This window comes from Ruegeria sp. BJ5 (genome assembly GCF_056537865.1).
Map to the genome: position 1 here is coordinate 468284 of NZ_JBQFSH010000001.1, position 12776 is coordinate 481059.

14 protein-coding genes are annotated in these 12776 nt (G+C 60.8%); 9 read left to right on the plus strand and 5 right to left on the minus strand.

Annotated features, from left to right (window positions below; translation table 11 throughout):
- Position 1: 1 nt before the first annotated feature.
- Genes ACR0NY_RS02315 through ACR0NY_RS02325 form a run of 3 tightly spaced genes read left to right on the plus strand, consistent with a single transcriptional unit; the run spans position 2 to position 2537 of the window.
- Positions 2 to 796 carry an LpxI family protein gene (locus ACR0NY_RS02315; RefSeq protein WP_170368419.1) on the plus strand — a complete coding sequence of 265 codons (795 nt, stop codon included), beginning with the start codon at positions 2 to 4 and terminating at the stop codon, positions 794 to 796.
- Complete coding sequence (gene lpxB, locus ACR0NY_RS02320; RefSeq protein WP_170368420.1) at positions 796 to 1953, plus strand: lipid-A-disaccharide synthase; 1158 nt, start codon at positions 796 to 798, stop codon at positions 1951 to 1953. The genes ACR0NY_RS02315 and lpxB overlap by 1 nt, the downstream gene beginning before the upstream one ends.
- Positions 1953 to 2537: a hypothetical protein gene (locus tag ACR0NY_RS02325; protein ID WP_217354843.1), complete on the plus strand. Its 585-nt coding sequence runs from the start codon at positions 1953 to 1955 to the stop codon at positions 2535 to 2537. Before lpxB ends, ACR0NY_RS02325 begins: the two co-directional genes overlap by 1 nt.
- Here the strand turns inward: ACR0NY_RS02325 and mnmA are convergent.
- The gene (gene mnmA / locus ACR0NY_RS02330; protein ID WP_170368422.1) at positions 2531 to 3676 is read right to left on the minus strand and encodes a tRNA 2-thiouridine(34) synthase MnmA; all 1146 of its coding nucleotides are present in this window, start codon (positions 3674 to 3676) and stop codon (positions 2531 to 2533) included. The genes ACR0NY_RS02325 and mnmA overlap by 7 nt on opposite strands.
- Positions 3677 to 3806: 130 nt before the next feature.
- Between mnmA and sciP the strand changes: the two genes are divergently transcribed.
- The 5 genes from sciP (at position 3807) to ACR0NY_RS02355 (ending at position 9470) form a co-directional block, all read left to right on the plus strand.
- Positions 3807 to 4100: a CtrA inhibitor SciP gene (gene sciP, locus ACR0NY_RS02335; protein ID WP_170368423.1), complete on the plus strand. Its 294-nt coding sequence runs from the start codon at positions 3807 to 3809 to the stop codon at positions 4098 to 4100.
- Positions 4101 to 4184: 84 nt separating this feature from the next.
- Positions 4185 to 4901, plus strand: a complete 717-nt coding sequence (ctrA, locus tag ACR0NY_RS02340; RefSeq protein WP_170368424.1) for a response regulator transcription factor CtrA — start codon at positions 4185 to 4187, stop codon at positions 4899 to 4901.
- 122 nt (positions 4902 to 5023) lie between these two features.
- The gene (ligA, locus tag ACR0NY_RS02345) at positions 5024 to 7150 is read left to right on the plus strand and encodes an NAD-dependent DNA ligase LigA (protein WP_170368425.1); all 2127 of its coding nucleotides are present in this window, start codon (positions 5024 to 5026) and stop codon (positions 7148 to 7150) included.
- Complete coding sequence (gene recG, locus ACR0NY_RS02350; protein WP_170368426.1) at positions 7147 to 9237, plus strand: ATP-dependent DNA helicase RecG; 2091 nt, start codon at positions 7147 to 7149, stop codon at positions 9235 to 9237. Before ligA ends, recG begins: the two co-directional genes overlap by 4 nt.
- Before the next feature lie 110 nt (positions 9238 to 9347).
- On the plus strand, positions 9348 to 9470 hold the full coding sequence (locus tag ACR0NY_RS02355; protein WP_254920125.1) for a hypothetical protein: 123 nt from the start codon (positions 9348 to 9350) through the stop codon (positions 9468 to 9470).
- A gap of 187 nt (positions 9471 to 9657) precedes the next feature.
- On the opposite strand, the gene ACR0NY_RS02360 is transcribed toward ACR0NY_RS02355, so the two are convergent.
- Together ACR0NY_RS02360 and ACR0NY_RS02365 are read right to left on the minus strand one after the other, a co-directional pair.
- Complete coding sequence (locus ACR0NY_RS02360) at positions 9658 to 10296, minus strand: MarC family protein (RefSeq protein ID WP_093962021.1); 639 nt, start codon at positions 10294 to 10296, stop codon at positions 9658 to 9660.
- A gap of 58 nt (positions 10297 to 10354) precedes the next feature.
- Positions 10355 to 10807 (minus strand): iron-sulfur cluster assembly scaffold protein, encoded by a 453-nt coding sequence (locus ACR0NY_RS02365; protein ID WP_170368427.1) that lies wholly within the window; start codon positions 10805 to 10807, stop codon positions 10355 to 10357.
- A gap of 48 nt (positions 10808 to 10855) precedes the next feature.
- Between ACR0NY_RS02365 and hisI the strand changes: the two genes are divergently transcribed.
- Positions 10856 to 11245 carry a phosphoribosyl-AMP cyclohydrolase gene (gene hisI / locus ACR0NY_RS02370; RefSeq protein WP_093962023.1) on the plus strand — a complete coding sequence of 130 codons (390 nt, stop codon included), beginning with the start codon at positions 10856 to 10858 and terminating at the stop codon, positions 11243 to 11245.
- Between the two features lie 15 nt (positions 11246 to 11260).
- Here the strand turns inward: hisI and gluQRS are convergent, their stop codons facing one another.
- Both gluQRS and ACR0NY_RS02380 read right to left on the minus strand, forming a co-directional pair.
- Entirely contained in the window at positions 11261 to 12139 is an 879-nt protein-coding gene (gluQRS, locus tag ACR0NY_RS02375) for a tRNA glutamyl-Q(34) synthetase GluQRS (protein ID WP_170368428.1), read from the minus strand.
- The gene (locus tag ACR0NY_RS02380; protein ID WP_170368429.1) at positions 12136 to 12750 is read right to left on the minus strand and encodes a class I SAM-dependent DNA methyltransferase; all 615 of its coding nucleotides are present in this window, start codon (positions 12748 to 12750) and stop codon (positions 12136 to 12138) included. The genes gluQRS and ACR0NY_RS02380 overlap by 4 nt, the downstream gene beginning before the upstream one ends.
- Positions 12751 to 12776 lie beyond the last annotated feature (26 nt).

A 12776-nucleotide genomic window follows, 5' to 3' on the forward strand; every position in this document is an offset into this window, starting at 1 on the left:
CATGCTGGCTCTGATCGCGGGAACAGGGGTTTTGCCGGACGAACTGGTTGCACACCTGCCGGAACGCCCCTTGGTTTGCGCGATGGAGGGATTTCAGCCCGACACTCTGACGCCAGACGTGACCTTCCCGCTGGAGCAGTTGGGCAGTTTTGTCGCCGAGCTCAAAGCGCGCGGCGTCACAGATGTATGCCTCGCAGGTGCGGTCCGCAGGCCAGACATAAACCCCGCCCGGATTGACGCGCAGACCATGCCCTTGGTTCCGATCATCCAGCAGGCGCTGGTGTCGGGTGACGACGGAGCCTTGCGGGCGGTGATCGGCATTTTGGAGGGCGCCGGACTGCGCGTGCGGGCCGCACACGAGATCGCTCCGGACCTGTTGCCTCCTCTCGGGTGTCTGACCCAGGCACAGCCGACCGAGGCGGAACTGGGCGATGCGAACCGGGCCGTGGGTGTCCTGCGTGCCATGGGGGCAGCGGATATCGGACAGGCTTGCGTTGTTCACAAAGGCCAAGTTCTGGTTGTCGAAGGGGCCTTCGGCACGACCTGGATGCTGCAATCTCTGGCCGCTCGCCCTGATGCGGGCGGTGGTATTCTGTTCAAGGGCCCCAAGCCGGGCCAAGACCGACGTGCCGATCTGCCTGCCATCGGCCCCGACACCGTATCCAGCGCCGTTGCGGCCGGTTTGTCCGGCATCGTCATCGAAAAGGGTGGGGTGATCGTGTTGGACCGGCCCCAAGTGATCGCGGAATGCGACCGCCTGGGCCTGTTCCTGCACGTACATGAGCGGGCCGTCTGATGCGCGTTTTTCTGGTCGCCGGTGAACCGTCGGGCGACCGTCTGGGCGGTGCGCTGATGGAGGGGTTGAAGTCCCTTGTTCCGGATATCGAATTCGACGGGGTTGGCGGGCCGCTGATGCAGGCTCAGGGTCTGGTCAGCCGCTTTCCGATGTCCGAGCTCAGCGTGATGGGCCTGGTCGAGGTTCTGCCCAAGTTCTTTCACCTCAAGCGCCGCATCGCCGAAACCGCTCAGGCCGTTCTGGATACCCAGCCCGACGTTCTGATCACAATCGACAGTCCCGACTTTTCGCTGCGCGTGGCCAAGCAGGTCAAGACGCGCAGCAAAATACGGACCGTACATTATGTTGCGCCTAGCGTCTGGGCCTGGCGCCCCAAGAGGGCGGACAAAATGGCCAAAGTCATCGACCATGTTCTGGCCCTGCTGCCGTTCGAGCCACCCTATATGGAAAACGCCGGAATGGAGTGCGACTTCGTCGGCCATCCGGTGGCCAGCGAGCCGGTTGCAACCGAAGCGCAGATCGCGCAGTTCCGCGCCGATCACGGTCTTGGCGACGCGCCGATCCTGCTGGCCTTGCCCGGCTCGCGCCGGGGCGAAGTCGATCGGCTGGCGCCCGTATTCGGCGCGGCGCTTGCCTTGTACCTGAAGGACCGCCCCGACATTCGGGTGGTAGTTCCGGCGGTCGCGCATGTGGCCGATACCGTGGCTGCCCATGTCCGGTCCTGGCCGGGCCAGCCGGTCGTGGTGGACCCGCGCAACATCGACACGGATCAGGCGGTGGCCAGCAAGCGCGCGGCCTTTGCCGCCGCCGAGATCGCCCTAGCCGCGTCCGGCACGGTCTCGCTGGAACTGGCGGCCCAGTCCACGCCGATGGTAATTGCCTACAAGCTGACCTGGCTGACCCAGAAGATCGCCGAGCGCATGGTCAAGCTGGATACGGTCACGCTGGTCAACCTTGTGTCCGAGACCCGAACGGTGCCGGAATGCCTGCTGGATGACTGCACGCCTGAAGCCATTTCGGCCGCGCTCAGCGCAGTGTCTGCCGCGCCGGGCGCGCAGGAGCAGGCCATGGCCGTCACGATGGAACGTCTCGGCCGGGGTGGCGAAGCGCCCGGTCTTCGGGCCGCGCGTGCGGTGTTGGAGCGGATGACGCCGTGATGCTGGACTACGCGGTCTTTGCGGCCTCGGCCTTCATGGCGCAGGTGCTGACCAATCTCGACAACCTCATGGCGCTGGTCGCCCTGATGATCGTCACCGGTCCGCAACGCGCCGTTCTCGGGTTTCTGCTGGCACAGGGGCTGGTGATCGGCGCGGCTTTCCTGCTGGCGCTGGGGGTCGAAGATGTTGTGCCGCACTGGGCTGGCTCCCTCGGTGGCATCCCTCTGGCCTTGGGGCTTTTCGGGGCCGTTCGACAGCTTCGCGGAGCAAATGCCCAGGACGCGCCCGCGGTGCCGGGCAGCGCCTCGGCGCTGGTGGCCATGCTCTTGTTCGCAAGTCTTTCGATGGACACGTTTGCGGTCCTCGCCCCATTGCTGGCCGACTCGACCCCCGATTTCCGGCTGGCAGGTGTGCTAGGGGCAGGTCTCGCCGCGCTCTCTCTTGCGGGTGTGGGGCTGATCGGTGGGCGCGCCCAGATCATGACGGGGCGCCTGGCGCAACGGTTGGAGTACCTCGTGCCTTACGTCATGATCTGCGCCGGGCTTTATATCCTCAGCAATTCGTGGACCGACGCGGTTCAGTAACCGCGCCAGATCCAGCCACCGCCAAAGATGCGGCTGCCCCCGGTTTCATAGAGCACGCAGGCCTGCCCAGGCGAGACACCTTCCTCGGGGGTCAGCAATTCGACCTCGGCGGTGGTGTCGGTCAGCGGACGGATGATCGCCTCGCGCGGGGGGCGGGTCGAGCGGACCTTGACCGAAACATGCCATTCCTTTTGCGAGGTGAAGGGTTCGTCGCCCAGCCAGTTGATCTCGCGTACGGGGATGGTGCGGGTGGCCAACAGTTCCTTGGGGCCGACGACGACCTGTTTGCGGTCCACGTCCAGCTTGACGACATAGAGCGGCTCACTGAGCCCGCCGATACCAAGGCCGCGTCGCTGGCCGATCGTGTAGTGGATCACGCCGTCGTGCTGGCCTAGAACACGGCCGTCGGCGTGAACGATCTCGCCGGGCTCGGCCGCGCCGGGGCGCAGTTTCTCGATCACACTGGCATAGTTGCCGTTGGGCACGAAGCAAATGTCCTGACTGTCGGGCTTGTCGGCCACGCTCAGCCCGTATTGCGCGGCCATCTCGCGGGTCGCGTCCTTGGACGGCAGGTGCCCCAACGGGAAGCGCAGGAATTCCAGCTGCTCGGGCGTGGTCGAGAACAGGAAATAGGACTGGTCTCGGTTGGCATCCTCGGCGCAGTGCAGTTCAGGGCCATTGGGACCCATCTTGCGCTGGATGTAGTGGCCGGTCGCCATGCAGTCGGCTTCCAGATCCTTGGCGGTTTCCAGCAAGTCCTTGAACTTGACGCGCTCATTGCAGCGGATGCAGGGCACCGGAGTCGCGCCGGCCAGATAGCTGTCGGCAAACTCGTCGATCACGGCGTCCTTGAAGATGTTTTCATAATCCAGAACGTAGTGCGGAAAACCGCGCTCCTCGGCCACGCGGCGGGCGTCGTGGATGTCGATCCCGGCACAGCACGCGCCCTTCTTGGCTAGCGCCGCTCCGTGGTCGTAGAGCTGCAGCGTCACACCCACCACGTCATAGCCCTGATCCGCCAGATACGCCGCCACGACCGAGCTGTCGACACCACCCGACATGGCGACGACCACCCGCGTTTCCGACGGGGGTTTGGCAAAGCCAAGCGAGTTCAGAGGGGTCTCGGTGTCGAGGGCCATGGGCTGTTCCAGTCCGGGTTAAGAAAGACCGGCAGAATATAGGAAAATTCTACGCACTCTCAAGGGGCGGTTTCACCGCGCATTAAGTAGACTGCCGTCAGCTTTGTGGCACCAGAAAAAGGGTCAAAAGATGTATTTGCACAAAGTTGAGGGACCAAGGTCAGTTACCCTGCCGGATGGGTCTGTTTTGTCCCGAGCGGATTTGCCGCCTGCGGATACGAAACGCTGGGTCGCATCAAGAAAAGCGGTAGTCGTCCGAGGCGTGCTTTACGGATTGATTTCCTTGTCGGATGCCAAGAAACGATACGGCCTGAGTGACGAAGAGTTCAACACATGGGTGTCTGCGGTCGCCGAACACGGAATCGAGGCCTTGAAAGTGACGGCGCTAAAAAAATATAGACAACCTAAAGGCGAAAGCGAATAAATGATTCAACGGTAACGTCAGATTAACCATTTGTGATCAGGGTTAACCAGAACTGGAATAGTTGACCTGAATTGGAGCAGTGCAATGCGAATTCTTCTTGTCGAGGATGATCCGACCACGTCCAAAAGCATCGAGCTGATGCTGACGCATGCCAACCTGAACGTGTATGCGACGGACCTGGGCGAGGAAGGCATAGATCTGGCCAAGCTGTATGACTACGATCTGATCCTTCTTGACCTGAACCTGCCGGACATGAACGGACATGAAGTCCTGCGTCAGTTGCGCATTGCAAGGGTTGAAACGCCGATCCTGATCCTGTCCGGAGCCGACGACACTGAAAGCAAGATCAAGGGCTTCGGTTTCGGGGCCGACGACTACCTGACCAAACCGTTCCACCGCGAGGAGTTGGTGGCGCGAATCCATGCGATCATCCGCCGATCCAAAGGTCATTCGCAATCGATTATCCGAACCGGACGAATCGCGGTCAATCTGGATGCCAAGACGGTCGAGGTCGACAATCAGGCGGTGCATCTGACCGGCAAAGAATACCAGATGCTGGAGCTTCTGAGCCTGCGCAAGGGCTCGACCCTGACCAAGGAGATGTTCCTCAACCACCTTTACGGCGGCATGGACGAGCCGGAACTCAAGATCATCGACGTTTTCATCTGCAAGCTGCGCAAAAAGCTCAGCAACGCCACGGGCGGCGAGAACTACATCGAAACGGTGTGGGGCCGAGGATATGTATTGCGCGATCCCCAGACGGACACGGCGGAAAACACTCGCTTGGCCGTCGGCGCCTGAAAACCTGACCCATCTGCCACCGCGGTCCAGGGTGGCATTCGCACTCACGGCTCGGCACATCTGGACCTGACCATGACCTCGCCCTATCACTGGGGTCCAAGACGATGTGACAGGGCGAGGCTATGAGCAATTTGATTGCAGTAGAAGATCTGACCGAGGACCAGGCTCGAGAGGAGTTGGCACGTCTTGCGGAACTCTTGCAGCGGGCCAACGACCTTTATCACGGTCAGGACGCGCCCGAGATCTCGGATGCCGAATACGATGCCCTGAAACTACGGAATCTCGAAATCGAGTCGCGGTTTCCGCAGCTAAAGCGCACCGACAGCCCCAGCGATCAGGTTGGTGCGCGGCCGGTGGACGGTTTCGGCAAAGTGACCCATGCAGTCCGCATGATGTCGCTTGGCAACGCATTCGACGATGAGGACGTAGCAGACTTCGTTCGGTCTGTTCGTAACTATCTTGGGCTGAGCGAGGAGGCGCCCCTCGAATTCACCGCCGAACCAAAGATCGACGGTTTGTCGCTGTCGTTGCGTTACGTGGACGGCGAACTGGTGCAGGCGGCAACACGGGGCGATGGGGAAGTTGGCGAAAACGTCACGGCCAATGCGTTGACCGTTTCAGATATCCCTCAACAGATCGCCGACGCGCCAGGGATCCTGGAGGTTCGCGGCGAAGTCTATATGTCTCATGACGATTTCGAGAAGCTGAATGCCAAGCAGGCAGAGGCGGGCGCGAAGTTGTTTGCGAATCCGAGAAATGCGGCCGCCGGTTCGCTACGCCAGCTTGACCCAGAAGTTACGCGCGCAAGGCCCCTGCGGTTCTTCGCCTATGCCTGGGGCGAACTGTCCGAGCCGTTGGGAACCACCCAGTCATCTGCGTTGGATCGATTGAAGTCCTTTGGCTTTTCCACCAACGACCTGACTGCCGTTTGCAGCTCGACCGCGCAAATGCTGGAGCACTACCGCGCAATCGAAGAGCAGCGCTCTACGCTTGGCTATGACATCGACGGCGTCGTCTACAAAGTGAACGATTTGTCGTTGCAGGCCCGTCTTGGGTTTCGCTCGACCACACCAAGATGGGCGATCGCTCATAAGTTTCCTGCCGAACTCGCCTGGACCCGGCTTGAGGCGATTGACATTCAAGTTGGCCGCACCGGCGCGCTTAGCCCGGTTGCGCGGCTGCACCCGGTGACGGTTGGCGGTGTGGTCGTGTCCAATGCAACCTTGCACAACGAAGACTACATCGCCGGTCGGGATTCGAAAGGCGAACAGATCCGCGACGGCAAAGATATACGTGTTGGCGATTGGGTGCAGGTGTACCGCGCCGGCGATGTAATCCCAAAAATAGCCGACGTCGACCTGAGCAAAAGACCGGAACAAGCTGTCCCATTTGAGTTTCCGGCGAAATGTCCGGAATGCGGCAGCGACGCGATCCGCGAGGAAGGCGACTCGGTGCGGCGCTGTACCGGAGGGGTGATCTGCCCGGCGCAAGCGGTCGAGAAACTGAAGCACTTCGTTTCCCGCAAGGCGTTTGACATCGATGGGTTGGGGGCCAAGCAGATCGAAATGTTCTACAACGACCCGGACCTGCCGATCCGTACGCCGGCAGACATCTTCACATTGCAAAAGCGGGACGCTGCAAATCTGAACAAGCTGGCCAACCGAAAAGGCTGGGGCAGTCAGAGCGCCGCCAAACTCTTTGCCGCGATCGAGGAAAAACGGACAATTCCGCTGGGCCGCCTTCTGTTTGCCCTCGGTATTCGACACCTTGGTGAAGCCGCCTCGAACCTGATCGCCAATCACTACGGCACGTGGGACGCGTTCGAGCAGGCTGTCACGGCCGCCAGCCAATTCAGCGGACCCGAATGGGATGAGCTGCTGAATATCGACGGCGTCGGTGAAGTCATGGCCCGGACCCTGATTTCGACATTTGCTCAGGACGCGGAGCGCCAAAGCATCGATGCGCTGGTCGCCCAACTGAACGTGCAAGAGGCCAAACGGCCGGATACATCGGGCAGCCCCGTCGCGGGAAAAACGGTTGTCTTTACGGGTACGCTCGAAAAAATGACCCGGGCCGAAGCAAAGGCCCGCGCGGAAGCCCTAGGGGCCAAAGTGGCTGGCTCAGTCAGCACAAAAACGGACTATCTGGTGGCCGGCCCCGGCGCAGGTTCCAAGGCCACGAAGGCGGCAGAGCTGGGGATCGAAACCTTGGATGAAGACAGCTGGCTGCAGTTGATCGGGGACGCATGAGCGGCCGTCCAGAGCAACTGTACCCGCTTTTTTCAGGGCTCGAGACGCTGGATGGTATCGGTCCCAAGACCGCACGCCTGCTGGCGCAGACGGGGCTGGAAACGCCGCGTGATCTGCTGTTTGCATTGCCATATGCGGTGGTTGACCGGCGGCGGCGTGATACGATCCGGGGCGTGGATTTGCCCAAAACACTTACGGTGGAAGTCACCGTTGGCGCCCACCGTCCGGCGCACAACAGGGGCGGAGCCTATCGAATTTTCGTGCAGGACAGTCAGACCGATTTCCAGCTGGTCTTCTTTCACGCCCGGGCCGACTACCTGAAAAAGGTCCTGCCCGAGGGGGCGAGACGGGTGGTGTCCGGCAAGCTCGAACTGTTTGACCGTACAGCGCAAATGGTTCACCCGGACCACATTCTGCCGGTCGAACAGGCGAACAGCATCCCCGAGTTTGAACCGGTCTACCACCTGACCCAAGGTGTCACCCAGAAAACGGCCTACAAGGCGGCGCAAAGCGCGCTGGCACGCCTGCCAGATTTGGCGGAATGGGCGGATCCTGCACAGGTTTCCCGCCAAAACTGGCCGACCTGGGCCAATGCCGTCCGGGCGGCCCACACACCGCAAGGTGCCGATGACGTGGCGGCCTTTGCTCCCGCGCGCGAACGTCTGGCCTATGACGAATTGTTCGCCCATCAACTGACTCTGGCTCTGGCCCGCCTGCGGGAACGCAAAACACGTGGGACCATAAGTGTCGCGACCGGGGCTTTGCAGACCCGTGTAATGGATGCGCTTCCGTACAAACCCACTGGGGCTCAGTTGCGTGCGATACGAGAGATAACCGAGGACATGGGCGCTCCGACCCGAATGAACCGCCTGCTGCAGGGGGACGTCGGATCAGGCAAGACACTGGTTGCGTTCATGGCGCTTCTGGTAGCGGTAGAGGCCGGTGGTCAGGGTGTCATGATGGCTCCGACCGAGATCCTTGCGCGCCAGCATCTGGAGGGCCTTCGCCCCCTGGCCGAAGACGCCGGCGTGGTTCTCGAAATCCTGACGGGACGGGACAAGGGGTCCGAGCGCAGGGCGAAGCTGGCCGCGCTCAAGGCGGGTGACATCCAAATTCTGGTGGGCACTCACGCGGTTTTCCAGAACGATGTGGCCTTCCATGACTTGCGTCTGGCCATAGTCGACGAGCAGCACAGGTTCGGCGTCCGTCAGCGGATGGAACTCTCTGAGAAGGGGCAGGGGGCCGATGTTCTGGTCATGACGGCCACACCGATCCCACGCAGCCTTGCGCTTGCACAATATGGGGATATGGACGTCTCGGTCCTGGATGAGAAACCGCCGGGACGCAAACCGGTCAAAACGGCGATTGTCAGCACTTCGCGCATGGAGGAGGTGGTCGATCATCTGCGCCGCGCGATCGAAGACGGCAAGCAGTGTTATTGGGTCTGTCCGCTGGTCGACGAATCCGAGGTATCCGACCTGACCGCGGCCGAGGAACGGTTCAAACACTTGCGAGCCCAGTTGGGTGACGGAATCGTCGGCCTTGTGCACGGACAGATGCCCCCGGCCGAAAAAGACGCGGCTATGGCCGCTTTTCAGGACGGGCGGACCAAGGTTTTGGTTGCGACGACGGTAATTGAGGTGGGAGTAAACGTTCCCAACGCCACGATCATGGTCATTGAGCGGGCGGAAATCTTCGGGCTGGCCCAGTTGCACCAGTTACGCGGCCGGGTCGGACGCGGGCATGACGCGTCAACCTGTCTGTTGATGTATCAGGCGCCGCTCAGCGAAGGGGGCCGAAGACGGCTGGAAGTTTTGCGGGAAACCGAAGATGGATTCAGAATTGCCGAAACGGACCTCGAGATGCGCGGGGCAGGTGACCTGATCGGGACCGCTCAATCCGGTCTTCCCCGGTTCCAGATTGCCGACCTGGAACGACAGGCTGGACTTATGGCTGTTGCCCAATCTGACGCGCGTGCGCTGCTGGCTTCGGATCCGAAATTGACCTCGGAACGAGGTCAGGCCGCGCGTGTTCTTCTTTGGTTGATGAAACAGGATCAGGCCATCCGTTTGATTTCAGTGGGTTAGCGGGTTGCGCGCAAAAAGTTCACAAATGTTCTCTTAAAGTTCTTTACTGATCTCCGGAAATATGAGAACAAAAGGTCAACAAAGGATTAATTCCCGACCGGAGGTGAAACATGCTGACCCAGATCAAAAGTGCTTTCAGCCGTTCGCAAGCCACGCTTTTGCAGGATGCAGCCGGCGTGGCTTCGCTGGTTGTCATACTGATGGTGGCGCTTCACCTGCCCGTCGGGTTCTAAGCCTTTCTGCCTGCGATCTCGTGCCGATCAACCCGCGTATGTCATCCCCATTTCAGTCAAGGGTGACCTGCCTGTCCCAAACCCCTTGAAGGGGCCGTGCCTCGGCCCCACGCGGTGATCCGGACCCCACGCGAGAAACGCATCGACTGCCGCCGCCCTTTCCGCCCGGAAGGAGCGGCGGTTTTTTTTACAGTTGACCGGTTTTGAAGATCTCAAGCAGGGCTGACAGGACCGAGTTGACGGCCACTGAGGCCAGAATCATTCCCATGACCCGGCTGATGATTGCCGCCCCCGAATGACCGATCAGCCGGATGATTGGCTCGGCCAGCAGCATCAACACAAAAGCGCAGGCCAGTACGGACAGCATGACCAGCGCAGTAATGCCCTGGTCCGCCACGCTGTAGCGGTGGTTGTCGGTCAGAATGACGATGGCCAGCATCGCACCGGGTGAGGCCAATGACGGGACCGCCAACGGGAAGATCGCCGGGTTGTGCCTGTGCAGCTTGTCTTCCATGTCTTCTTCGGCCTGGCGCTGTTCGATTTCCTGTTTGCTTTCGCCAAAAATCATCGTCAGCGCGAACAGGAACAGGATGATCCCGCCGGCGACCTGAAACGAGTTGAGGCCGATATCCAGCGCCTCGATCAGCAATTGCCCAAAGACCAGAAAGAACAGAAGGATCCCGGCGCTGATCAGTGCGGCCAGCAGGGCAGTGCGCCGGCGCGCGGCGGCTTCGATACCCGCGGTGACGGCAATGAACACCGGGATGGTTCCGATCGGGTCGATGACGACCCACAAGGTTACAAAATGTTCCAGAAGGTTGTTCAATTGGCTTCTCTGTCAAATTGGTCAGGAGGTTAGCCGCCTTCGGATCAAAAGACCATGTTCAGGCGCAGTTGGCTTGTTCAGCCTTCTCGAAAGCCTCGGCGGTCGCGTCCAGCGCAAGCATGATCGACGCGTGCCGGTTCTTGTAATCGCGGGCGGGCCGCAGAACTTCCAACTCGCCAAACGGCGCATCCGGGGTGGGGCCGTCACTCTTCAGCATGGCCGCCAACTGGTCGCGCGCGATTTCGATTTGGGGGCGGGTTGCTCCGATGACCGATGCACCGACCACTGCCGCTGCAGCCTGACCCAGTGCGCAGGCCTTCACGTCCTGACCAAACTCGGTGATCCGGCCGTCCCGTACTTTGATGTCCACGGCAACCGTCGAGCCGCACAAGGGCGACCGTTTCTTGACGGTCGCATCCGGATCTTCCAACCGCTGCAGGTGCGGAATGTCGGCCGCCAGCGCCAGAATGCGCCCGGAGTAGAGCTTGATCAGGTCGGTTTCGCCGGACATGGGTTTCCCTCGGTGGCTGTTCCCCATACATAGTGGCCATGTTCTGGGATGCAAAAGGTTTTTGCGATGTCGCGCTCTGCTACGTTCGACCCGTCTACACTCAAATTCAATGAGGCTGGGTTGGTCCCGGCCATTGCGCAGGAGGAGAGCACCGGCGAGGTTCTCATGATGGCCTGGATGAACGCCGAGGCGATCCGAAAGACGCTGGAAACCGGGCGCGTCACCTATTGGTCGCGCTCGCGCCAGTCCTTCTGGGTCAAGGGAGAAAGCTCGGGCCACGTACAAGAGTTGGTGGATTTTCGCGTCGATTGCGATCGGGATTGCCTGTTGGTTCTGGTACGACAAAGCGGCCCCGCTTGCCACACAAACCGCCGAAGCTGCTTCTACACCGCCGTCCGGGACGGGGAAGAGGTCGAATTGATGTTGCCGATGGTTTGACGGCGCCTAGCGGGCCTAAAGACCGACCATTGCGCGGACGTCTTCGGGCGTCGCTCCTTCGGCCCGGTATTTCGCAATCGCCCTGGCGTCGTCTCGCTTGGCCAGCCGTTTGCCGGTGTCGTCCCGGATCAGTGGGTGATGGTGATAGGTTGGCGTCTCCCCCCCCAACAAGCGCTGAAGCACCACGTGAATCCCGGTTGCGTCAATCAGATCCTGACCGCGAACCACATGTGAGATGTTCTGGGCCGCATCATCCAGTACGACTGACAGGTGATAGGACGTGCCCATACCCCGCCGGGCGAGGACGACATCGCCAACGCCGTGCAGCATCTGTTCGTCCGACAAATCGATCCAGCCAGTCGCGCCATCCGGTCCGGCCCCGGTCTCGTGAAACCTCAATCCGGTGGCGTCCTTCGCGATCCGGCGCAGCGCTTCGGACATATTGAGACGCAGGGCCACATCCTCCGGGATCGTGGACTGCACCTGATGTGTCCATTTTTCACGGCATGTTCCGGGATATATGACGCCGTCAGGTCCGTGCAGAGGAAACCCTTCCTGCGGCGCACTGGCGGCAGCCGCGATATCCTTGCGATTGCAGGTGCACGGATATAGCAGGCCTTGGGACCACAGCCGGTTCAAGGCCTGCCGGTAGAGCGGCATACGATCGAATTGCCGCAACACAGGGCGAGGCCACGTCAAACCCAACCACGTCAAATCGTCATAGATCTGATCCTCCCAATGCTGACGCGAACGGGACTGATCGATATCCTCGATCCGCAGCAGGAACGTGCCGGAGTTTCGGACAGCAAGGTCGTACGCCAGCAAAGCCGAATACGCATGACCAAGATGCAATGGCCCGGTTGGAGATGGGGCAAATCTCGTGGTGAATTTCACGTCTTTTCAACGATATATACGTCGGACTTCAAGTCCAGCCCTGGCAGGTGCGGTCCGTGTTCGCGAAACAGAAGGCGCGCCGCTCCCATGTCCAGCCATTCGTTCAAGCGCCCGGTATAGCCGGGGTCGTCCAATGTATGGTCGTTGAACGAAAACGCCAGCAGGCCTCCTTTGGGCAAGACTTTCATCAGCATGTCGAATGTCTGCGGCGGCGCGGCGCCGGCGCCGATCACTCCGATCGCGGCGATAGCCTTGTATGCCCCCGTCTCCAAAGGGTTGGGATCGGTGATGTCGATGGCAGCAAGATTGCGGTAGACGCCCTTGGCAGCAGCACCTTTCAGCATCTCGGGTGTCGGATCGACGCCGTCGATTGCCCGATATCCGACCTTGTGCAAGGCGATACCGGACAACCCGGTCCCGCAGCCATAGTCAAGGATAGGTGTGTCCGGTTGCGGCAATTTGGACCACAACGCCTCGGCCACGCGGCCCGGAGTGGCATATCCGTGCTCGGCCACCTCATCTTCGTAAGAGGCCGCCCATTTCTGGTAATGCGCCTGGGTTTCCTGCGGCGTATTCAGATCATATGTGTTTTTGAGGAACTTCTCGCTCATGCCGTCAGTTTAGGCGCGTGGCCCGG